29 protein-coding genes and 1 pseudogene are annotated in these 18,403 nt (G+C 56.3%); 16 read left to right on the top strand and 14 right to left on the bottom strand.

What is annotated here, in order from left to right:
- Positions 1–25: 25 nt before the first annotated feature.
- From AB4P90_RS15220 to AB4P90_RS15200, 5 genes are read right to left on the bottom strand one after another with little or no spacing between them, the layout of a single operon-like run.
- Positions 26–1,015 carry a RecT family recombinase gene (locus tag AB4P90_RS15220; RefSeq protein WP_093114026.1) on the bottom strand — a complete coding sequence of 330 codons (990 nt, stop codon included), beginning with the start codon at positions 1,013–1,015 and terminating at the stop codon, positions 26–28.
- A 53-nt stretch (positions 1,016–1,068) separates the two neighbouring features.
- Entirely contained in the window at positions 1,069–2,229 is a 1,161-nt protein-coding gene (locus tag AB4P90_RS15215) for a hypothetical protein (protein WP_236598452.1), read from the bottom strand.
- A 57-nt stretch (positions 2,230–2,286) separates the two neighbouring features.
- Complete coding sequence (locus tag AB4P90_RS15210; RefSeq protein WP_093114030.1) at positions 2,287–2,514, bottom strand: hypothetical protein; 228 nt, start codon at positions 2,512–2,514, stop codon at positions 2,287–2,289.
- Entirely contained in the window at positions 2,511–2,741 is a 231-nt protein-coding gene (locus tag AB4P90_RS15205) for a hypothetical protein (protein WP_201914974.1), read from the bottom strand. The genes AB4P90_RS15210 and AB4P90_RS15205 overlap by 4 nt, the downstream gene beginning before the upstream one ends.
- On the bottom strand, positions 2,719–2,985 hold the full coding sequence (locus AB4P90_RS15200) for a hypothetical protein (RefSeq protein WP_191949348.1): 267 nt from the start codon (positions 2,983–2,985) through the stop codon (positions 2,719–2,721). The genes AB4P90_RS15205 and AB4P90_RS15200 overlap by 23 nt, the downstream gene beginning before the upstream one ends.
- 193 nt (positions 2,986–3,178) lie before the next feature.
- Between AB4P90_RS15200 and AB4P90_RS15195 the strand changes: the two genes are divergently transcribed.
- Positions 3,179–3,562, top strand: coding sequence for a DUF6713 family protein (locus AB4P90_RS15195; protein ID WP_191949324.1), 384 nt, complete (start codon positions 3,179–3,181; stop codon positions 3,560–3,562).
- Positions 3,563–3,824: 262 nt separating this feature from the next.
- Here the strand turns inward: AB4P90_RS15195 and AB4P90_RS15190 are convergent, their stop codons facing one another.
- The 3 genes from AB4P90_RS15190 to AB4P90_RS15180 all read right to left on the bottom strand — a co-directional run bounded on the left by AB4P90_RS15190 (position 3,825) and on the right by AB4P90_RS15180 (position 5,025).
- The gene (locus AB4P90_RS15190) at positions 3,825–3,998 is read right to left on the bottom strand and encodes a hypothetical protein (protein ID WP_191949323.1); all 174 of its coding nucleotides are present in this window, start codon (positions 3,996–3,998) and stop codon (positions 3,825–3,827) included.
- Positions 3,999–4,069: 71 nt separating this feature from the next.
- Complete coding sequence (locus AB4P90_RS15185; RefSeq protein ID WP_191949322.1) at positions 4,070–4,312, bottom strand: hypothetical protein; 243 nt, start codon at positions 4,310–4,312, stop codon at positions 4,070–4,072.
- 461 nt (positions 4,313–4,773) lie between these two features.
- Positions 4,774–5,025 carry a DUF1654 domain-containing protein gene (locus tag AB4P90_RS15180; protein ID WP_201914975.1) on the bottom strand — a complete coding sequence of 84 codons (252 nt, stop codon included), beginning with the start codon at positions 5,023–5,025 and terminating at the stop codon, positions 4,774–4,776.
- A 228-nt stretch (positions 5,026–5,253) separates the two neighbouring features.
- Between AB4P90_RS15180 and AB4P90_RS15175 the strand changes: the two genes are divergently transcribed.
- Entirely contained in the window at positions 5,254–5,709 is a 456-nt protein-coding gene (locus AB4P90_RS15175) for a hypothetical protein (protein WP_201914976.1), read from the top strand.
- 67 nt (positions 5,710–5,776) lie between these two features.
- Here the strand turns inward: AB4P90_RS15175 and AB4P90_RS15170 are convergent, their stop codons facing one another.
- Both AB4P90_RS15170 and AB4P90_RS15165 read right to left on the bottom strand, forming a co-directional pair.
- A complete protein-coding gene (locus tag AB4P90_RS15170) occupies positions 5,777–6,190 on the bottom strand; it encodes a hypothetical protein (protein WP_069868617.1) in 414 nt (137 codons plus the stop codon).
- Positions 6,191–6,260: 70 nt separating this feature from the next.
- A pseudogene (locus tag AB4P90_RS15165) lies at positions 6,261–6,477 on the bottom strand (hypothetical protein).
- Between the two features lie 123 nt (positions 6,478–6,600).
- On the opposite strand from AB4P90_RS15165, the gene tnpA reads away from it, so the two are divergent.
- The 4 genes from tnpA to AB4P90_RS15145 are packed head-to-tail and all read left to right on the top strand — an operon-like array spanning position 6,601 to position 9,438.
- A complete protein-coding gene (gene tnpA / locus AB4P90_RS15160; RefSeq protein ID WP_395605084.1) occupies positions 6,601–6,978 on the top strand; it encodes an IS66-like element accessory protein TnpA in 378 nt (125 codons plus the stop codon).
- On the top strand, positions 6,975–7,319 hold the full coding sequence (gene tnpB / locus AB4P90_RS15155; RefSeq protein ID WP_395605083.1) for an IS66 family insertion sequence element accessory protein TnpB: 345 nt from the start codon (positions 6,975–6,977) through the stop codon (positions 7,317–7,319). The genes tnpA and tnpB overlap by 4 nt, the downstream gene beginning before the upstream one ends.
- 37 nt (positions 7,320–7,356) lie before the next feature.
- Positions 7,357–8,862 carry an IS66 family transposase gene (gene tnpC, locus AB4P90_RS15150; RefSeq protein ID WP_395605082.1) on the top strand — a complete coding sequence of 502 codons (1,506 nt, stop codon included), beginning with the start codon at positions 7,357–7,359 and terminating at the stop codon, positions 8,860–8,862.
- A 3-nt stretch (positions 8,863–8,865) separates the two neighbouring features.
- The gene (locus AB4P90_RS15145; protein WP_395605081.1) at positions 8,866–9,438 is read left to right on the top strand and encodes a plasmid pRiA4b ORF-3 family protein; all 573 of its coding nucleotides are present in this window, start codon (positions 8,866–8,868) and stop codon (positions 9,436–9,438) included.
- 158 nt (positions 9,439–9,596) lie between these two features.
- On the opposite strand, the gene AB4P90_RS15140 is transcribed toward AB4P90_RS15145, so the two are convergent.
- The 4 genes from AB4P90_RS15140 to AB4P90_RS15125 all read right to left on the bottom strand — a co-directional run bounded on the left by AB4P90_RS15140 (position 9,597) and on the right by AB4P90_RS15125 (position 12,048).
- Entirely contained in the window at positions 9,597–9,923 is a 327-nt protein-coding gene (locus tag AB4P90_RS15140; RefSeq protein ID WP_191949321.1) for a DUF2388 domain-containing protein, read from the bottom strand.
- Positions 9,924–10,047: 124 nt separating this feature from the next.
- Positions 10,048–10,926, bottom strand: a complete 879-nt coding sequence (locus AB4P90_RS15135; protein WP_105706787.1) for a hypothetical protein — start codon at positions 10,924–10,926, stop codon at positions 10,048–10,050.
- Between the two features lie 178 nt (positions 10,927–11,104).
- The gene (locus tag AB4P90_RS15130; protein WP_232246152.1) at positions 11,105–11,341 is read right to left on the bottom strand and encodes a hypothetical protein; all 237 of its coding nucleotides are present in this window, start codon (positions 11,339–11,341) and stop codon (positions 11,105–11,107) included.
- Positions 11,341–12,048, bottom strand: coding sequence for a LexA family transcriptional regulator (locus AB4P90_RS15125; RefSeq protein ID WP_082561474.1), 708 nt, complete (start codon positions 12,046–12,048; stop codon positions 11,341–11,343). Before AB4P90_RS15125 ends, AB4P90_RS15130 begins: the two co-directional genes overlap by 1 nt.
- 43 nt (positions 12,049–12,091) lie before the next feature.
- On the opposite strand from AB4P90_RS15125, the gene AB4P90_RS15120 reads away from it, so the two are divergent.
- From AB4P90_RS15120 to AB4P90_RS15075, 10 genes are all read left to right on the top strand, one after another.
- Positions 12,092–12,319, top strand: a complete 228-nt coding sequence (locus tag AB4P90_RS15120; protein WP_191949320.1) for a helix-turn-helix transcriptional regulator — start codon at positions 12,092–12,094, stop codon at positions 12,317–12,319.
- A gap of 54 nt (positions 12,320–12,373) precedes the next feature.
- On the top strand, positions 12,374–12,991 hold the full coding sequence (locus AB4P90_RS15115; protein ID WP_191949319.1) for a hypothetical protein: 618 nt from the start codon (positions 12,374–12,376) through the stop codon (positions 12,989–12,991).
- A gap of 130 nt (positions 12,992–13,121) precedes the next feature.
- Positions 13,122–13,970, top strand: a complete 849-nt coding sequence (locus AB4P90_RS15110; RefSeq protein WP_201914977.1) for a BRO family protein — start codon at positions 13,122–13,124, stop codon at positions 13,968–13,970.
- Between the two features lies 1 nt (position 13,971).
- Positions 13,972–14,949: a phage replication protein gene (locus AB4P90_RS15105; protein WP_201914978.1), complete on the top strand. Its 978-nt coding sequence runs from the start codon at positions 13,972–13,974 to the stop codon at positions 14,947–14,949.
- On the top strand, positions 14,936–15,733 hold the full coding sequence (locus tag AB4P90_RS15100; RefSeq protein ID WP_201914980.1) for a hypothetical protein: 798 nt from the start codon (positions 14,936–14,938) through the stop codon (positions 15,731–15,733). Before AB4P90_RS15105 ends, AB4P90_RS15100 begins: the two co-directional genes overlap by 14 nt.
- On the top strand, positions 15,730–16,245 hold the full coding sequence (locus AB4P90_RS15095; protein ID WP_069868605.1) for a hypothetical protein: 516 nt from the start codon (positions 15,730–15,732) through the stop codon (positions 16,243–16,245). The genes AB4P90_RS15100 and AB4P90_RS15095 overlap by 4 nt, the downstream gene beginning before the upstream one ends.
- A complete protein-coding gene (locus tag AB4P90_RS15090; protein ID WP_201914981.1) occupies positions 16,242–16,856 on the top strand; it encodes a recombination protein NinG in 615 nt (204 codons plus the stop codon). Before AB4P90_RS15095 ends, AB4P90_RS15090 begins: the two co-directional genes overlap by 4 nt.
- The gene (locus AB4P90_RS15085; protein ID WP_019816758.1) at positions 16,853–17,398 is read left to right on the top strand and encodes a hypothetical protein; all 546 of its coding nucleotides are present in this window, start codon (positions 16,853–16,855) and stop codon (positions 17,396–17,398) included. The genes AB4P90_RS15090 and AB4P90_RS15085 overlap by 4 nt, the downstream gene beginning before the upstream one ends.
- A gap of 430 nt (positions 17,399–17,828) precedes the next feature.
- Complete coding sequence (locus AB4P90_RS15080) at positions 17,829–18,014, top strand: Com family DNA-binding transcriptional regulator (protein ID WP_201914984.1); 186 nt, start codon at positions 17,829–17,831, stop codon at positions 18,012–18,014.
- 8 nt (positions 18,015–18,022) lie between these two features.
- On the top strand, positions 18,023–18,358 hold the full coding sequence (locus tag AB4P90_RS15075; RefSeq protein ID WP_125970273.1) for a 3-methyladenine DNA glycosylase: 336 nt from the start codon (positions 18,023–18,025) through the stop codon (positions 18,356–18,358).
- The last annotated feature ends 45 nt before the right edge of the window (positions 18,359–18,403 follow it).

The raw sequence follows: 18,403 nt of genomic DNA, 5'->3' as shown, positions 1-18,403 counted from the left end.
TCTGTGCCCTGAAGCTCAGTTCTCACTACGCAGCCTCCTCTGTGTGGGGCTGGCCGCTGTTGGTGCTGGTCATGTCTGTGAAGTCAGCGTCGACGGTTGCCGCCATGCTCTTGAGTGCTTCATGGCACTCCAGGCCGATTGCTGCGCGCTGCTTCGGCTTGAGGCCTGCCCAGGCTGCTGCGTAGGCGTCGATGTCCTGGCGCTTTGCAACGGACAGCAGATCCGCGAATACTCCGTCGATTTCTGGCGAGGGGGATTTCGGGCCAAATGACACACCGGCCGCTGCTGCGGTGTTTGCGGTCTGTTGGGCGGGAGTGATGTCGATCTCGCCACCATACGAATCTTCAAATTCGTCGGGGGTGTAAATGCCAAGGATTACGTCAGGGCAGAAGAGGCGCGCCCATTTCTTGGTAACCAGGTAGGCGATTTGCTGTTTTGGGTCTTCCGCCCAAAGCGTAGAGTTGCGAGTACGGACCTGGGTCAGCAAAAGCTCAAGGGTGCGTGGTTCGTCTTCACCCCGGAAGGTCGCCCAAACCTTAACGCCGATCCCTTTTTCGTCGTCAAAGCTCCAGGCCGGGACGCGGTATTTTTTAAACTCTCCGGTATCCTCGTCCTTTTTGGTCTTGCTGGTGACTTCACGCATCTTCCCGATGACGTTTTCCCAGGGGCCAAACCATTCGAAGTTAAGACGACTCTTGACTGGCGCCTTGGCGATGATTACTGCGTTAACGAGCTGCGCCTCATAGCTCAACGCGCCACCGTTGACGATGAAGGTCTTCTGCGCCACGGCGAAGGGGTTCATCTGCCACTGCATCGCTTGAAGCACCACCGCCATGCAGTCGGCCTGGTTACCCTTGAGATGTTTCGGGACGGTGGTCACTCCCTTCGACATCATCATTGCAAGGTCACTCATCGACCGCATGGTTCCTGGGTCGAGGATGAGTGCTGCCGCGTTGTGCGATGGGTCATGGTAGGTGGCGAGGCCGGTTGGTGATTGGGTGTCTGTATCGGTCATAGCGCCCTCCGTAGCCAGCATGAGATTTGCTGGCTGTGAGATGGAAAGGGTGGTTAGAAGCGGATGGCGCGAAGCCAGGCGCGAGCAGTTTCAAGGTCGACGTCAAAACCCAGCGCTACAACCTCGACAATGTCGTCAACTGCCGGCGCGGGCGTAGTCAAATCGTCCTGTTCAGCGCTGGTCGCCTGTGAGCTGACTGGTGCGACCTCGGCATTCGCTTCGATCGAGGCAGGAGCCGCAGCAATAACTAGGGCCGGCGCGGCAGCTTGGGCGCGCAGACGGGCCAGCTCTTCCTGATCTCGCTGATACTGGGCGTCACGTTCTCGCTGCTGACGCTGTTGCTCTTCCTGCTGTTCACGCTGCTGGCGTTGCTGTGCTTCCATGTCGCGGCGCTGCTGGTCCAGCTCGTCCTGCTGCTTCTTCAAGCGCAGACGGTCCTCCTCGGCGCGCTGCTTACGCAGCTCTTCAGCCTCTGCGTCGGCGAGGCGTTGCTTCTCGCGCAGTTCATCCAGCTCTTTCTGCTGGGCCAGCAGCTTGGCAGCCGCTTCTTCTCGGTCAATGGCAGCCTTGTGTAGCGCTTCCAACTGCTCAATTGCGTTGTCGCGAGCGATGGTGCCTTCGGCTTCAAATTCGCCATATTCTTCGGGCAGGATGACCGACTCCTTAACGCCTTGCAGAATTCCGGCGACGTCCGCAGCGCTGCGACTTGCGTATGCGGCAGCGACAGAGCTGAAGCGGGTAATCTTCGCCCGGATGGCTTCGACACGCTCAGCCTCGACACGCTCTTTCTCGGCCTTAGCGTCGGCGACGCGTTTCTCTTCGGCCTTGATGGCTTCATCGATTGGCTCTTCAAGCACTAGGACGCGAGCTTTCAGCGCTTCACCGAACTCCTTAACTTGGTTGACGCGAGCCTGTGCTTCTTTCACCTTCTGCTGATATGGCACCAGCGCGGTCTTGGTGGTGTTTGCCAGCGCATAGCGCACGTCTCGGATATCGACGCGGACTTCCTTCGCATTTGCCAAGCCTTCGCTCGTCGAGCAGTCAACGACCAGCTTCGCGTAGGTTGTTTCCAAGCGAACGATTTGTTCTTCGTGTGGCCGATATTCAGCGATGTCGGTCACCGCCACGGCAGGGGATACAGCCTTTTTCGCTTCTTCGGCTTCGCTCATTTCGAGCGATTCTTGTGCAGGTGCTTTTTTAGGATTTGTGGACATGACGATTCCTCGCCGCGCTTGGCGCAGCATTGAAAGTGTTGTGGTGGGGTGGCGCCGTTAAGCAGCGGAAACGATAGAGGCGTTGTAGTTGGCGTAGATCTTGTCGATGCGCGCCCGGAAGTAGCGATGTTCGCTGTCGTCGATAACGCGCAGCATGAAGGCCAGGGTGACGCACGATGTAGCAGCTGAGCTGGCATTCGGCTTGCCCAGGTCGCGGATCATGTTTTCGATCTCGCCCTCGATCCAGCTCACAGCGTTCTTATGATCTCGCTGTGCGACGTTCATTCGGCACCTCCTACTGGCGGGCAGATAAGCTCCATTTGAGCCATAACGGCACCTATGCGCAGCTTGAGGCTGGCGCGCTCTTTGATGCGCCGAGCCTCGCGCTCAGCGACGACGTCAGCCGTGTACTCGTGGAACAGGTCGACGTGCTGCTTCTTGCCAAAGTTGGGCAAGTCCCAGCGCCTGTCGGATTCCCTGGCCTGGGCGCTATCCGCGTAGCTGGTTGGCATGGTGAGTCTCCAGGCGCCGGGCGAGGGCGCAGGCTTCGTTGTGATCGCGGCGGAAACCCATGACCTTTCCGGTCAGGCTATCCACCACATGGAAGAAATCACGACCAGCAGGCTTCACCATCATCCGGAAGGTAACCACTGGCACCGGCCGACCAATCAGCCGATAGAAATCGGCCGTGGCGATACGGGAGCGCTGACGCAGGCCGTCGACAACGTCGCGGCGTGATTGGATGCTGTGGTGCATGGTCACCTCCAAGGTGGCGGTTGTTTACCTGTATTCGTCAACACTCATGCCTCCCGCTGGTTGCCGATGGGCGCGGGGGAGGAGTGCTGACGGGTAGAGGCGCAGAGGAGCATTAGCGTTTTGTCTTGGCAGCTAATATCATCCAAGCGCTGTATCAATGGATGATCATTACTTTCCCTATGGGGCTGCTTAAATGGAAAGAAGCTACTTTTTGACGATGCTTTTACTGGTTCTTCATCAGATAGATGCTGCCTTTTGGCGCGAATGGGAGTTGTTTTTCTTGCCCGGTGGTATTCAAGGCTTTCTGCTCTTCAATGCCTTAGTCATACCTGTGTTACTGATTGGGTATCGGCATGTTTTACTGGGCACGAGTCGCGCGCCGTTTTTTGCCAAGATCTGCGCCGGTTTAGGTGCGCTGACATTCATTATTCACGCCGGACTGGCTCTGGCTGGCGCGCATCAGTTTCATTTGCCCACTTCTATTGCCGTCATAACTCTTTGTTTGATCAGCTCCATATGGTTGCTGGTCAATACCCGAAATTACGATGCTAGGCTTGCTGAGTCTCATACGAGTTGATGCATTTAGGCGGCTATAGGACGCTGTTTCGTCCGCATCGGGGTGTGATTTGGTAGGGATTCGAACCCAAAAGAATTACGTCGATTTCGGCAGCGCTACCTAGTCGACCCCACCCCGCACGCAGGGCGCCCCTGATCCGCCGAGGCAAACTCCAAATCACACCCCGATGCGCTCTCATAGAGAGGATCGGGTGGGTTCACCCAGGACCTCAACCATCACCGGTATAGGGCAGTTAACGACAGGCTGTCGTGGCGCTGGTTGTTCAGGCTGGATTCCAGTCAAGGAACGCGACCTTTTCCAGAGAGCAATCCGCATCAGTTGCATATCGGTATTGGTGGCCATCCTCTTCGCACTCTCGCAGCACCAATGCTGTTTGATCCTCATCCGAGCACATCACGCAATAAGAAGTGGTGTCTGTGCCGATCACGATATTCATGGTCTTGCCCTCGGTTGTTTTCCAAATGCCCACCGCTCTGGATGGGCATCAGTGAAAAGGTCCGTCATGCTTCAAGCGACCTTCCCGAGAACCTCACGGGAGAACCTCTGAATGTTCATGTGCGCGGTGACTGTCATAGCCTTGCGCTGTTTGATGTAGCTGCGCAGCGCGAGGTCTGCCATATCGGCCTGATCAGCTTCGAGCGCTGCAATTGCCTCGTCGATTCCGCCGAACCACTTTTCCAGCAGCCTGGCGCACGATGCGGCCGCCTCGTTGACCACCTCATCGCTTGCTTCAAAAACTGAATTGCTCATCGCCCATTCCTCGGTTGTCATCCCAAGCAGCCCTCGCAAGAAGGCTGCTCAGTGATGCTTTCCGCCGTGACCCGCATAACACCTGGCGTCGGTCATCGGCTTAAATCAAATGTTCTTCCAGCCGCGGGCCTTTCGGCTTGTTCTCCCGCTGGATAACTGTTCTTGGCGCTTTACGCTGCACGCCCGGGCCAGTTGCCAACCCTCTGAACCGTTTAGGCCGGTTCATCGCTGCCTTTGAATCTGGGCCGGTGGTGATCCGGCAATGGGTATCGCTAAAGAACGGCGCAGGTTTCGCTGCTGGCCGACATTCTTCATTGCTGGCTTGAGGCGATAATCACAGAGTGTGTTTATTGTGTCAACACGAAATGTGTTTGTATTTTTCATGATTGAATCACGATGTATGGTGTTTATAGGGTGATTGGGAAGGAGGTAGCAGGAAGCCGGCCTATCGGCGAGCTCATTTAGGAATCGCAGTACTCGCGCCAGCCGATCCTGACAGCGCCGCCCTCCAAATGCTCGATCCTTATGCCAGCGGTGTCGCCGATATCCTGGATGACCTGGCGCCAAGCTTCAGGGCTTTCATCGTCGCGTCTGGAAACCTCGACCAACTGAATCCGCTGTACTCTAGGAGAGGCAATTATGCGTTGCAGGCGATGACCCACAAGCTCGTAGGAGTTTCTCGGTTTCGGGGTGGAGTAGGGTGACTGGATCATACTTCGCTCCTTGCGAATACTGTATGGATGCACAGTATTGATGCTGACGTATCTTGGCAAGAGTGCGGCAGGAAGTTTCATGCATAAATGCATGAATCGCTTGATTAAAGACGCCCTAAGCCCATAAAAGCCAAGCTCTGTGGCGGGGTGTCTAACTGCCATCATTCGGATACAATGCGCGCCGGCTGAGCATCGGCCAAGCCAATGAAGGCGCTACGGAGTGATGGTATGAAGATGGGAAAGGCGGCGGGAGTCGTAGTGCTTATTGCAATGATTGCCCTGGGCGGCTGCGCAAGCATTGTCAGCGATAGCAAGCCGAAGGTTGGGTTGTACAGCCTTCCGACGAATGCCAACTACGTAATCAAGGACAGTAGTGGAGGTGTGCTGCATAAGGGCGTCACTCCAGATTCCGCGATATTGGAGACGAGCAGGGGCTACTTTAAAAGCCAGAGCTACACCGTTACCTTCCAAAAAGACGGCTATGCAGAAACAATTGTCCCTCTGAAGTCGACTGTAAGCGGTTGGTACTGGGGCAACCTGCTTATTGGCGGCTTGATAGGTATGTTGATCGTTGATCCGTTGACAGGTGCAATGTACACGCTTCCAGAAGACGCTACTGGCAAGCTGAGCGCTGTAAGCCTTCCACCTTCTGCACAGCCGCAAGCCTCGGTGACGTCGCAATAATCTACAGGCATGAAAAAGCCCGCGCGCGACGGGCTTCACTATTAAATTCTCAAGGGTTCGACTTAGTTCAGCCTCCCAGGTTGAAGCCAACTTTTTCGCACTTCACCCGAGCAAATGCCTTTGGGTGTCCACCCACACGAGCGCTATTTGTCTCCATGACTTGATCGCCACGCAGCATGAAAAACCACAATTCTTGCCCCGCATAGCCGCCATAAATATTCTTTGCATTCACGATGACGCACATCCCATACCCGAATCGAAGCCCAAAGATGCCATTCCACATCGGAATAGGGTCACCCAGAAATTGATACTTTGTTGAGTCAGGATCCGGCTGAGTCCGCGCCATATATGCCTTGATCGTACGATCATAGTCGAAGGGATAAGGTCCATAGTCCGGATTTTCAAGCTGCTCTGGAGTGGGCTTTACGCACCCGGTAAGAAGAAGCGAGGCGGCACAAGCAGCGAGCAATTTCTTAAGCATGAGGGTCTCTCTCTGACTGAGCCAGCACCTTACCATTCGTGGCGTACAGCCACTACTGGCGGGCAGGTAATCAATCAGGCCCTTGTGCCCTCAACCTAGCCAACCCCTGCTTGATATGCCCGGCGTTCTCACCGATCGTCTCCAGTGCACCGCGAACATTGCCGCCAGCCTCGACACTGCCTTGGCTTTCGACGAGCAATGTCAGCTCCATAAGTGCCGCTTCCAGGGCGAGCGGGTTCTCGTAGACGCGTTCGAGTATAAGGGGGAAGGGAGTAGGGGGAGGGCATGGCGTCGTCTCCAATTGAGGGCCTAGATAGCGTAGACCACCGTAACCGTCCGGCCAGCACCCTCTCCTGACAGCCCTCCAAATTAGCCAAGATAGTGGACACCATTTTTTAGTGGACACTATCTTGGATACAGTTGCCCCCGCTCGTCGAACCGGTCGCCGCCCCAACTTTTCGCTGACGTTCAAACGCCAAGTCGTCGAGGCCACCCTCCAGCCTGGTGCTTCCGTGTCGTTGATCGCTCGTGAGCATGACGTCAATGCCAACTTGGTCTTTCGCTGGCGGCATCAATATCATGAAGGGATGTTCGGCCCGACTAACCAGAGCGCAACGCTTTTGCCTGTTCAGGTGATTGAGGCGTCGACGGATGCATCGCAAACCCTCCAGCCACAGCCCGTATCTTATTCCGAGATCGTGATTGAGCTTGGAAAAGCCAAGCTGCGCATCACTGGCACGCCTGACCCGCATACCCTGGAAGTCATCTTGCAGCAGTTACTGCGATGATTGCCCCGCCTGCTGGAACCCGTATCTGGATCGCCGCCGGCGTCACGGATATGCGCCGTGGCTTCGATGGATTGGCAGCCTTGGTGCAAACTCAACTTGAAGCCGATCCATTCTCTGGCCAGATTTTTGCCTTTCGCGGACGGCGCGGTGACCGGATCAAGCTGTTGTGGTGGGATGGCGACGGTTTGTGCCTGTTTTGCAAACGGCTGGAACAAGGGCGCTTCGTTTGGCCGCAAGCTACCAGCGGCAGCGTGTCGCTAACGCCTGCGCAGTTGTCGATGCTATTGGAAGGCATTGATTGGCGCAGGCCCACTCGTACAGCGCCCGTCCTTGCGGTCTGACTTGCCACGCTGAAAAAATCCCAAGTAACATTCGGTCATGACTATCGCGACCGACTCCTTGCCTAACGATCTTCAAGCCTTGAAAGCTCTGGTCTCTGCCCAACGGGCAGAGATTGAGCGCTTGAAAATGATGATCGCCAAGCTGCGTCGTATGCAGTTCGGTCGCAGCTCCGAGCAACTCGACGCGATGATCGATCAGCTCCAACTGAGTCTTGAAGAGTTGCAAGTCAGCCAGACTGAACTGACGCCGCCAACCGAACCGCCACCTCGCCCTGTCTCTCGGCGCAAGCCATTACCTGAACACCTGCCTCGCGAAATTCACGTCCATCAGCCCGAATCACAGTGTTCTGGTTGTGGTGGGAAACTTCGCCACTTGGGGGAGGATGTGTCTGAGGTGCTGGAGTACGTCCCAGCGCGTTTCAAAGTGATCCGCCATGTTCGCCCCAAATGGGTTTGCCGCTGCTGTGAGCACATTGCTCAGGTACCGGCGCCGAGTCGCCCGATCGCTCGAGGCTTTGCAGGCCCGGGGCTACTGGCCCATGTGCTGGTCTCCAAGTTTGTTGACCATTTGCCGTTGTATCGACAATCCGAGATCTACGCCCGTGAGGGCGTGGATCTGGAGCGTTCAACCCTGGCCGACTGGGTCGGCCAGAGCAGTCAGTTGCTCAGGCCACTGATCAACGCCCTTGAGCACCACGTCATGAGCGGTCACAAAGTCCATGCCGACGACACGCCGATTGGCGTGCTCGCGCCGGGCAACGGCAAGACCAAAACGGCTCGCCTGTGGACGTACGTGCGCGACGACCGACCTGCTGGTTACACGACACCGGCGGCGGTCTGGTTTGCCTACTCGCCGGATCGCAAGGGAGAACATCCCCGCGCTCATCTCAAGAGTTTCAGCGGGATCTTGCAGGCTGACGGCTATGCCGGTTTTGCTCAGTTGTATGCGACGGGCATTATTCAGGAAGCCGCCTGCTGGGCTCATGCCCGGCGCAAGTTTTACGATGTCTACAAAGACCAGGCTTCACCACTTGCTGGCGAGGCGCTGCAAAGAATTGCTGCCCTGTATGCCATCGAGAGCGAAATTCGAGGGCAACCGCCTGACCAACGCAAAGCGATTCGGCAAAGCCGGGCCAGTCCGCTGCTGGAACAATTACACGCATGGCTTAACCAGACGCTGACTCAACTGTCGAAAAAATCGGCATTGGGCGGTGCGATCTTCTATGCCCTCAATCGGTGGCAGGCTTTAATGCGCTACTGCGATGACGGCCGAATCGAAATCGACAACAACACCGCCGAACGGGCGCTGCGCGCCGTTGCGCTGGGCCGCAAGAACTATCTGTTTGCCGGTTCCGATGCCGGCGGAGAACGCGCGGCTGCGATTTACAGCTTGGTGGGCACTGCCAAATTAAACGGGTTAAATCCGCAGGCGTATCTGACCTACGTGCTGGAGCATATTGCCGAGCACCCAATCAATCGGGTAAGCGAGTTGCTGCCCTGGAATATTTCTTTGAACCACTCTGAGCACTGCGAGGCCGCCTGATCCATGGTTAAAATTGTCCGTTTACCCAAACCCGCCTCCGAGCTGTTGCTGCTGCACATTGAGCTGAAGTGGATCACTCCGAAGATTTGGCGCCGTTTCGCAGTGCCTGAAAACATCACCTTGGGCAAACTGCACCATGTCATCCAGGCCGTGATGGGCTGGAGTGATAGCCATCTGCATGAGTTTGAAATTGCCGGTGAGCGTTATGGTATGCCCGATCCCGATGGCTGGGGGCCGGCGGTTAACCCGGAAGCTCGTAAAACGCTGATCAAGGCGCTGAACGGAAAGCGGACATTTAATTATCTCTACGACTTTGGTGACAGCTGGCATCACAGTATCAAGGTCGAAAAAACGTTACCCGCTATTGCCTGTCCTCAGGCGCCGTATTGCATCGATGGCGCCAATGCTTGCCCACCGGAAGACGTGGGTGGCGGGCCTGGCTATGAGGGCTTTTTGGCAGCGATGGCCAACCCCGATCATCCAGAGCATGACGACATGGTTGAATGGCATGGCGATGTTTTTGATCCAGCGGCATTTGAGTGCGAGCGCGTGAATCAGCGGTTTAAACGGATTTAGGTTTGAGTTGCAAGGCGGTGTAGCTCGGACGCTTACAGACCACCGAAGTCAAGGCAAAGAAAAGCCCGCGATGGGGAGTAGCGGGCTTAAAGGGATGTTCTCTAGGAGCTGTGGTAACCATAAGCGCCCGACTGTGAAAGGGATGTGAAAGGTTGCGCTCAGTAGGACGTCGCGATTGCCTTGGCGAGTTGCATATCGGACATGACGGGAGCCTTAGACCTCAATCGGTAGTGTCGGGATGCTTGCTCAAACTGTGCGCCGCGAATCTCGCCGTCCGAACCAATGAACGCCAGGGCGTCAGTCTTGGCGGACTTAAAATACTCTGGAATTTCCGAGGTAATAGCCGTGGGCGCTGAGATGATCACCGCGGGCACTATGGTAGTGATCATTAGCGCGCCTTGGAACGGGTTGTTGTTTTCGGCTGCAATTGCCTGAGTGCTGCTTAGCACCATGACGGCGATTGCCAGGTTCTTCCATGAGTCCATTCTTCGTTGCTTCCATTGCGTCCAGGGAGCGCCACAATAGCAGAGCAGGGCGCTTGCCAGAAACAAGAAGCCCGGCGCTGGGCCGGGCTTGGTACTAACGGGTGCATGAATCTATATGGGGGGCTCAGCCGGCATCGGATAAATACAGCTGCCTGATCACACCCTCTTTTATGCTGGCCTTACCTCGCACTTCAAGCTTTTCACCAGATGCAAAATGTTGAATATAAACATTTGCACTCGACTCAAAAGCGGGGTCAGTTATTTTGGCGTTGACACGGCTCGTTCCATCGTCATCCGCTTCAGGCTCGCCATCCTGTCCGAGAAGCCTGACCTTCGCTGTTCCTCGCTCTCTATCCATTTCCGTGATGATGACCACAAAGGATTTAAGGCCTGTGAGCTCCGCGTCATCGTCATCCGCAAGGATCGCGTCTTTGGTTGCCTGATCAATAGATATAGGCTGCGCTCCCGATTCCGGACTCGGGATGATGTCAATGCTGCGGCACGTCTGCCCGACAGGGGATACAGCTTGTTTGAGTGATGATCTCAAACTTTCTGCAAGTTTCTCGATAGTCAGAAGCAACCGGTCCGTAGTCTTATCATTACGTCCAGTTTGTGAATCGAGCTGCTTTTCAAGCAGCTCCCTCAGATGCTTCATTTCTTCGCCCTTGTTGCTATTCCTAGCAACGATATAAGAGACAATAGCGGTAATGATACTGCCGGCTAAGCCGGACATTAGCTGTGACTGCATGACGCTTTGCAGCTCAACAGCTAACTGAAAGCACTTGGCCTTTGGCTCAGTTGCAAAAGCCCTGACTTCAAGTGCTTGCCACTGCTTGGCGTAGGACCCGGTAGCCACAAAATGGCCGACGACGCTGTAGATTCGACCAAATCCTTGCATTGATTCACCCAGAGCCATCATGTCAATGACATGACGATCTGCATCCTTTCCCTCGTAACGAATCAGAAGACTGTCAACGGTGTAAAGGTCGGTGCTTTCGTTCATCGTAGGCTTCCTTTCCAAAAAAATCATCAAAAACTGTATATATAAACAGTGCTAATGTCGCGCATGTTTGGTTTTTCGATCTCTATGACTTGAGCTAGCCACCTCAAGACAGCGAACGGATGAACCAGGCGATAACCCGATTTATGCATGTTTCCGAATCGAGGTACCCATCCGGGTTTTATCTGCCGCTATAGAAATGGTTTAGCGCTATCAGCTCAACCACAGCCACGAGGGTGCAGAGCACAACGAAGCCAGGGCTGAAGACGCGCTTGCGATGGGATGAACTGCCGTCCGGCCAAATTCCAGCCTCGGCTGTGAAAACCACCATGAGCGCAAGCAGGGCATAGGTCCACACCTTGTTCCAAAAGCTCTGCTCTCGCCAAGAGGTCGATGGCTTTCCAAGGGCGGATGGCATCAGTAAAACTTCTGCAGTGCCTGCACAACCACGCCCACGATCCGACAGTTCTCGTCTACCGCCTCGATGGGGTAGCTCGGGTTCAGTGGCTTCAGGAAAAGCCGGCCGCCATCGCTCACCAGCTTCTTGAACGTCGCCTCATTGCTATCCGGTAGCTTGGCCACCACCAGCTTACCTGGTGCAACCTCAGCCTCTGTGTCCACAAGGATCAGAGTGCCCTCGGTGATGCTCTGGCCGGCGGGTGCCGTCATCGAGTCACCTTTCACCTTCAGCCAAAACGCGGTGCCCTTGGAGTCGTACTCCGAGAACTCATAACTGTCCGAGAATCCAGCCGGGTATGGCTCAACGGCCTCCGCCCAGGCGCCGGCGGCGACCCAACTGATTACTGGGTAGCGGAATGATTTGGTGGGTTGGGCGGCGATTGAAATATTCGAGGGGCTTTCGCCAGGCAAAAGCAGCGCTGCCGGATCGATTTTCAGTTCATGGGCAATCTTGGCGATATCGTCAAGGTTTGGCTCCCGAGCATCTTTCTCATAGTTTCCTATGCGCGATTGGGATTTCCACCCGCACGCCTTTGCTAAGGCAGCCTGAGAAAGCCCTGCTTTTTCTCTGTAGTGAGCGATGCGCGATCCGAGTGTCTTCATGGATCGAATTTTAATCACGGAGTGAAATAAATTCCGCACACTTATTGTGTTTGCCAATAACACGTTATGTGTTTATCCTTGGTTTAATGACCGCAGGAGCAACGCAATGAACCTCATAGCAGAGTTTCGTGAAGAGGCCGGAATCACCCAGGCAGCCTTGCACCGAAAGCTCAACTGGAAGCAGTCGCGGCTCGCTAACTACGAGTCGGGGGCACGCCCATTGAAGCTTGAAGATGCCCGGAAGATCGTCCAGGCGCTGAATGAATTGGGTGCGAAATGCACTTTGGATCGCGTTTTTCCGCTGCAATCTTCTACGGATGTTCGGGCCGCCTAAGCGACATCCCTGTCCGCCGTTCCATTGAAGCCAGATTAGAAGAGAGTAGTCCCCATGCATACGTCCAGTTCCAGACACATCGTACAAACTCGTGATCAGGTGCTGGTCGCCCACGCTGCAAATCAGATTGCGCGCACCAGCCTGAGCCAGGACGACTTCGCCCAGGCGCTGAGCCGCGAGCTTCACCTGTCGTTCCCGGAGAAGGCTATCGCCAAAGAGGTGCCGGACTTCGCAGCGCTGACCTTACAGAACGACGTTGCCGACTTCGTGAAGGCGACTGGTCGCTGGCTCAAACGTGTTCAGCGCTGGCTGTCCGGCGATCAGGAAATGCCGTCCTGGCTGGAGGAGTCATGGGTCAACGCCCTTGAGCCTGAATTTCGCGACCACTGCGTAAACGAGTTGGCAAGCCGCCACGGCCTGACCGGCGCCCGCCAGATGACCAGCGACCAATGCGCAAACAAGAGCTTCGGCGCGCTGATCCGCGCCTTGGGTGATGTGATCGACACCGGCAGCGAAGTGTTCGACGACCAAGTGATGTGCGAACTGGATCTGCCGCACCTACCGGCATTCGCCAAGCAGTGCCGCCAGGTTGAAGCGAAGGCGGGGGAGTTGGGGCGTCGTGCCGAGCAGTTGCTCGCTTCGGTCCAGCGAAATTTGAAATCTGTTTCTTGATTTCCCGCGCATGCGCGGAAATCGGTGCCCATCGGGTTCGCACTATGAATTAAGCGGATCTGAAACCCAGGCACAAAAAAGCCGACGGTCGAGGTCGGCTAATTCGATAACACTTTGTGAGGCCGATTATATGCAAACCCCGCCACATATCAATAGCTCTACCAATCTCGCGCCACGTTTTCCGCAATCTGAAAACGTGGCGCGCAATTCCTCAGTGATTCCGTTCGACTTCGACGGCGCCGCGATTCGGGTCATCACCGACAAGCTCGGCGATCCGTGGTTTGTTGCCCGCGATGTCGCTGACGCCCTCGGCTACTCCAAGCCTGAGAACGCCGTAGCTCGTCACTGCAAGGCCGCGACCACTACCCCGAAACAGGGTGGTGGTTTCATGACCATTATTCCTGAGCGCGACCTGTACCGGCTGGTGATGAAGTCCAAGCTGCCGGCTGCCGAGAAGTTCGAAAAGTGGGTAGTGGGCCAGGTCCTACCGAGTATCCGCAAGACCGGCACCTTTTCCGCCCAGGGCCCGAACAACTCCAAGATCGTCGGCGAACTCGCCATCCTGGAATGCTTCGACCGCCTGCTGAAGCCTGCCAACTCCAGCAAGATGTTGATGTTGGCCAAAATCGCCGCCAACAACGGCCTGGACGCCAAGTTCCTCCCAGGCTACGCCGTGGACGCTGCGCCTGACGCTGCTGGCGGCTCTTCGATGCCCACCAAGGCAATCACCGCGCTTATCAAAGAACACGCCATCTCCAGCACAGCCCGTGCCTTCAACCTTGCGCTTGAGGCCCATGGCTTCCTCAAGGTTCTGCAGCGCAAAAACTCCAAACAAGAGACTGTCGACTTCTGGTCCGTGACGCAGAAGGGCATGGCCTACGGGAAGAACCTCACCAGCCCTCAATGCCCCCGCGAGACGCAGCCTCACTGGTACGCGGATCGCTTCCTTGAATTGGCCGCTAAGGTCGGGAAGGCCTGACATGCAATACACCGTCACGATTAACCAGGTGAAGGCGTTGGAGTGGGGGCTGAATTCTCAGCAGGCCCTGCTGTTCGCGTTCGTCTACGGCTGCCCGAGCTGGGCCAAGCCAATCAAGACTGATGACGGGATCTTCTTCGCGCTGAGCAAGGCTAAGATCACTGAGGAGCTACCGCTGCTCACTGGCAAGCCAGACACCGCTTACCGCATGCTGAAGGCCCTGGAAGAGGCCGGTTTGATTGAGCTTTCCAGCACTTCGAACATCACGCTTTTTCGCCTCACAGAGAAAGCGATCGAGTGGAACCAGAAGCTCGACGGGTCGGAAAAATATCCGACCCCACCAAACAATAAGGGTCGGAAAAAAATCCGATCTACCTCGGATAAATCTCCGAGCAAGGTCGGAAAAAAATCCGGGCAAGGGTCGGATAAATCTCCGATAAATCAGGATACCAATCATCAGGGTACCAATCAGGACACCAGTCAGGACGTGCAGGACGCCACCGGCAAGCCGGCTCAGTCCCGCGGCTTGGTGCTGGTGGTGGATCGCACCGACACTCCTCGGGTTGAGATCCCCGCCGACATGCCCGGCCCCAAAGACCAGACCTGTAAGACCTTCAAAGTCTGGGCGAACTACGCCATGGCTTACCGCAAGCGCTACAGCGCCTGGCCGGTGTGGAATGCCAAGGTCGGCGGCCAACTCGGCCAACTGGTCGACCGCCTCGGTGCCGACGTCGCCCACCACGTCGCCGCTTACTTCCTGAAAACCAGCGATGCAGCTGTTCTTCGCAAGTGCCACAGCCTCAACGAGCTCCTGGCCAACGCCGAGAGCTACCACACCCAGTGGGTAACCGGACAACGCGTTAACGGCACAACCGCCCGCCAGATGGAGCGGACAGAGGCGAACCACTCCGCAGCAGAACAGGCCGCCCAGATGGTTCTGGCCAAACGCCAAGCAGGTGACCGCAATGAATACCTCTGAAATGAGCGACCAGCAGGTGGCCGGGCTGGCCGCTGCCATCTGCGCAACCGCCGAAGCCATGGGCCAGGAAATGAACCCAGGCACTGCCGCGATGATGGCCGAAGACCTCTGCGCCTACCCGGTACCCGTCGTCAAAGCCGCGTTGAAGGCCTGCCGCTTCGAGGTGAAGGGCAAGCTGGCAATGGCTGACATCCTGCAACGCGTCCAGTCCTCCGACGGCCGTCCAGGCAAGGACGAGGCCTGGGCCATCGCTATGACCACCAACGACGAGTTTGAAACCGTGGTGCTGACCGATGAAATCCAACTGGCACTGGCAGTCGCGAAACCCATCTTGGATGGCGGCGACAAAATCGGTGCGCGCATGGCGTTCATCGACGCCTACCAAAGGTTCGTGGGCCAGGCCCGCGAGGATGCGAAACAGGTCAACTGGCACGTGTCCGTGGGCTTCGACTCCAACCGTCGCGTCCAGGCCGTCACCAAGGCTGTGGAGCTAAAGCGCATTCCCCAAGAGCACGGCCAGAAGTACTTGGCTGATCTGAGCATTGTTCCAGTTACCGAGGATGGCCGCGCCATTGCCGGTTTGCTCACCGGCGCCGTCACCCAGGCTGTGCCAGTGCTGCGCCAGAAGCTGGAGCTGGTCAAAAACTCGATGCTGGAGATGCGCAAGGCCAGCGCCGAACGAAAAACCGAAATTCGGATTGAGGCGGCCAATGAGCTGGCGGAACGCCGGGCGCTGCTGATAAAGCAAGCCCGCGAACTCGACGAGAAGAGGGCGGCGCAATGAGCAAGCCAGCCAAGCCCCGCCCAATGCCTGTGTACCTGGTGCTGCGCCGCCTGGTCGATCCAGCCACGGGCAAGGAGGTGGCAGCGTTCGTGCCGTCCTCCGATGCTGACCGGTCGATCCTGCGCGAGCGTGAATTCAAGATGAACGCGAAGATCCGTGCCGACCTCAAGCAGCCACGTAATCCACGGTTCAATGGCTTGGTTCACGGACTGGGCCGAGTGTTGAGTCAGAACATCGACCGGTTCTCCGGAAAGCAGTCCCACGACGCTATCAAGGCGCTGCAATTGGAATCTGGCGTGTACTGCGACGAGGAACTGTTCGACATTCCCGGCCTGGGCCAGCTCACCCGCAAGACACCCCGCAGCCTTTCCTACGATTCGATGGGGGAGGAGACATTCCAAGACTTCTGGCGCCAGTGCTGCGCGTACCTGGTGCTGCATGACTGGCCGACGCTCACGGAAGAGCGCCTGACCGAAATGGCAGAGTTCGAAGCATTCAAGGAGGCCGCATGAGGCGCACCCCATTACAACGCAAAACCCCGCTCACGTCCGGTAGGCCACGCCGCAAACGCTGCCCTGAGTGCCGAGTGATGTTCATGCCTGCCCGCGGCTCGCAGGCGGTGTGCGGCGAGATCGAGTGCGCCATCTCCTACGGCAAGTCAGAGAAGGGCCAGGCGAGCGCCAAGAAGGCCCTGGCGGATGTTGGTCGCCGCGACATCAAGGTCCGCAAGGAGAAGCTGAAGAGCAGGGCGGACCACCTCAAGGACACGCAGCAGGCATTCAACGCATGGATACGAGCGCGTGATGCTGATCAGCCATGCATCAGCTGCGGCCGCCACCATGAAGGTCAGTATCACGCAGGCCATTACCGCACTGTCGGAGCGAACCCAGAGCTGAGGTTTGAACCGCTCAACGCCTGGAAGCAGTGCGCCCCGTGCAATAACCACCTCTCGGGAAACCTCATCAATTACCGAATCTCGCTCCTACAGAGAATTGGCGAGGAAAAGGTGACATGGCTTGAAGGCCCTCATGAGGCCAAGAAATACACCGTGGAAGAGCTGAAGGCGATGACCGCCGAATACCGGGCAAAGACCAGAGAGCTGAAAAAAGGGGAAGCCGCATGACCTATCGCAACGTTGTTTCAGCAGTAGTTCGAGCCCTTGCGGCCGAAACAATCAGTTCCGCCGGCGGCTGCGACTTTGAGCCCAAGGTGCAATGCGCAAAGCAGAAGGGGGAAATCGTCGGCAAGGAGGCTGCATTCCTGACTGACTGCTGGGTGTTCGGGCGTCTGCACAAATCACTATCTGCCGAGCATTGGTGCGCCCTGGTGGCGAAGTTCTCAACGCACACAGAACGCAAGCACGCGGCTATTGCTGAGCTGACGCGCGTGATGCGGTCGCCGGCGCCAGAAAGGTTCCTGCACTGCGCGGTGGTGACCTGGGCATTGCCTCGGCTCCCTGGGGTGGACGGCAAACGCTCAACTAACGTTCTACCCGCCGCCTGGTACGAGATGGACAACTGGTCAAACGAGCCGCACCCCATCAAGACCCAAGAGCGTTGGAGGCGTGACATTCGCAAGGCTCTAGAAAGCGGCGTGGATCTCGCTCTTGTCGAGGCTCAGCACATTCTCGAACAAGAAGACCTTTTAATGGCAAATATTGCTTGACGTGAACTGATCTATTGAGCCAATATCTAACCATTCTGTGGTTCTGCGCGAGTAAGAATCACATACCGAGCGCTAAGCGGCGTCGGCTGGCTGTTGATGTTGGGTTGTGGTGCAGTGGTTTTTTTATTGTGGTTCCTGCAAGCGGTAGTGAATACCCCCAATCAAACGAAGCAGTCCGGACAAAAAGGAGGTGAATGTATGGTGAAATTTTTGAAGATTTCTGCGAGCAATATGGCAGCGAATGCTTTAACCGCCCTCTACATCAACAACCTGCCGGCGATGACCATTCGAGCCCCTTGACAGCTTCAGGGATGCTCACATAGTTACATTGCACTGTTTGTCCGGTGCGCCCAATTCAAGACCCGCCAGTTTGCGCTGAGCGGGTTTTTTATTGCCCATGGAAAGGGCAATTCAGCAAAAGGATTTGCAGATGTTGAAAGAATTCAGATGCGGTAACTGCAAAAGACTTCTCGCCCGTACGGGTGGGTTTACAGAGCTCCAGATCAAATGTTCCCGATGCGGGACGTTGAATCATGTGAAGGCCACGAGCCTCGAGCAATCGCCTTTGAGCGACATGAAAGCGGAAATCTCCGCGTCAAATCATTCGACTCAATAGGTGACAAAATGACTGTACGAGTACTCGGCAAACACTTCAAAAACGACCTGAAATTCAGTGGTAGCGCCAGTCAGGTAGCTACGTTATTCACACCACAACAAAACGTGAATGGCATTATTTTTTATGACATTCGTACCTGGGCCCAAAACACCGTGAGTGTTGGTCTGACCCCGCCGCCAGATCGCTTTCAATTTACCCTACCGATCATCTATACCGGGGGTGAGGTTTTTCAGCCCATTGTGATTCCTGCGGGGCTGGGGGTTTATATGCAGTTGAGCGACAGCTACAACATTCCCGTGTATATGCGCTGGGACTATCTCAACGCCGACGGCACTGTGGCTTAACCCACACTGAAGGCGGTGGGCCTGCATAAGTGCGTGCCTGCCGAG

It is taken from the genome of Pseudomonas sp. B16120 (assembly GCF_044218845.1).
Taxonomy (GTDB): domain Bacteria; phylum Pseudomonadota; class Gammaproteobacteria; order Pseudomonadales; family Pseudomonadaceae; genus Aquipseudomonas; species Aquipseudomonas paracarnis.
Note: the sequence above shows the minus strand (reverse complement) of the source record. Positions and strands in the feature narration are given on the sequence as shown.

Coding starts and splice junctions, on each gene's coding strand:
- AB4P90_RS15220 (WP_093114026.1), bottom strand. CDS start 1,015: ATGACCGATACAGACACCCAATCACCAACCGGCCTCGCCACCTACCAT.
- AB4P90_RS15215 (WP_236598452.1), bottom strand. CDS start 2,229: ATGTCCACAAATCCTAAAAAAGCACCTGCACAAGAATCGCTCGAAATG.
- AB4P90_RS15210 (WP_093114030.1), bottom strand. CDS start 2,514: ATGAACGTCGCACAGCGAGATCATAAGAACGCTGTGAGCTGGATCGAG.
- AB4P90_RS15205 (WP_201914974.1), bottom strand. CDS start 2,741: ATGCCAACCAGCTACGCGGATAGCGCCCAGGCCAGGGAATCCGACAGG.
- AB4P90_RS15200 (WP_191949348.1), bottom strand. CDS start 2,985: ATGCACCACAGCATCCAATCACGCCGCGACGTTGTCGACGGCCTGCGT.
- AB4P90_RS15195 (WP_191949324.1), top strand. CDS start 3,179: ATGGAAAGAAGCTACTTTTTGACGATGCTTTTACTGGTTCTTCATCAG.
- AB4P90_RS15190 (WP_191949323.1), bottom strand. CDS start 3,998: ATGAATATCGTGATCGGCACAGACACCACTTCTTATTGCGTGATGTGC.
- AB4P90_RS15185 (WP_191949322.1), bottom strand. CDS start 4,312: ATGAGCAATTCAGTTTTTGAAGCAAGCGATGAGGTGGTCAACGAGGCG.
- AB4P90_RS15180 (WP_201914975.1), bottom strand. CDS start 5,025: ATGATCCAGTCACCCTACTCCACCCCGAAACCGAGAAACTCCTACGAG.
- AB4P90_RS15175 (WP_201914976.1), top strand. CDS start 5,254: ATGAAGATGGGAAAGGCGGCGGGAGTCGTAGTGCTTATTGCAATGATT.
- AB4P90_RS15170 (WP_069868617.1), bottom strand. CDS start 6,190: ATGCTTAAGAAATTGCTCGCTGCTTGTGCCGCCTCGCTTCTTCTTACC.
- tnpB (WP_395605083.1), top strand. CDS start 6,975: ATGATTGCCCCGCCTGCTGGAACCCGTATCTGGATCGCCGCCGGCGTC.
- tnpC (WP_395605082.1), top strand. CDS start 7,357: ATGACTATCGCGACCGACTCCTTGCCTAACGATCTTCAAGCCTTGAAA.
- AB4P90_RS15145 (WP_395605081.1), top strand. CDS start 8,866: ATGGTTAAAATTGTCCGTTTACCCAAACCCGCCTCCGAGCTGTTGCTG.
- AB4P90_RS15140 (WP_191949321.1), bottom strand. CDS start 9,923: ATGGACTCATGGAAGAACCTGGCAATCGCCGTCATGGTGCTAAGCAGC.
- AB4P90_RS15135 (WP_105706787.1), bottom strand. CDS start 10,926: ATGAACGAAAGCACCGACCTTTACACCGTTGACAGTCTTCTGATTCGT.
- AB4P90_RS15130 (WP_232246152.1), bottom strand. CDS start 11,341: ATGCCATCCGCCCTTGGAAAGCCATCGACCTCTTGGCGAGAGCAGAGC.
- AB4P90_RS15120 (WP_191949320.1), top strand. CDS start 12,092: ATGAACCTCATAGCAGAGTTTCGTGAAGAGGCCGGAATCACCCAGGCA.
- AB4P90_RS15115 (WP_191949319.1), top strand. CDS start 12,374: ATGCATACGTCCAGTTCCAGACACATCGTACAAACTCGTGATCAGGTG.
- AB4P90_RS15110 (WP_201914977.1), top strand. CDS start 13,122: ATGCAAACCCCGCCACATATCAATAGCTCTACCAATCTCGCGCCACGT.
- AB4P90_RS15105 (WP_201914978.1), top strand. CDS start 13,972: ATGCAATACACCGTCACGATTAACCAGGTGAAGGCGTTGGAGTGGGGG.
- AB4P90_RS15100 (WP_201914980.1), top strand. CDS start 14,936: ATGAATACCTCTGAAATGAGCGACCAGCAGGTGGCCGGGCTGGCCGCT.
- AB4P90_RS15095 (WP_069868605.1), top strand. CDS start 15,730: ATGAGCAAGCCAGCCAAGCCCCGCCCAATGCCTGTGTACCTGGTGCTG.
- AB4P90_RS15090 (WP_201914981.1), top strand. CDS start 16,242: ATGAGGCGCACCCCATTACAACGCAAAACCCCGCTCACGTCCGGTAGG.
- AB4P90_RS15085 (WP_019816758.1), top strand. CDS start 16,853: ATGACCTATCGCAACGTTGTTTCAGCAGTAGTTCGAGCCCTTGCGGCC.
- AB4P90_RS15080 (WP_201914984.1), top strand. CDS start 17,829: ATGTTGAAAGAATTCAGATGCGGTAACTGCAAAAGACTTCTCGCCCGT.
- AB4P90_RS15075 (WP_125970273.1), top strand. CDS start 18,023: ATGACTGTACGAGTACTCGGCAAACACTTCAAAAACGACCTGAAATTC.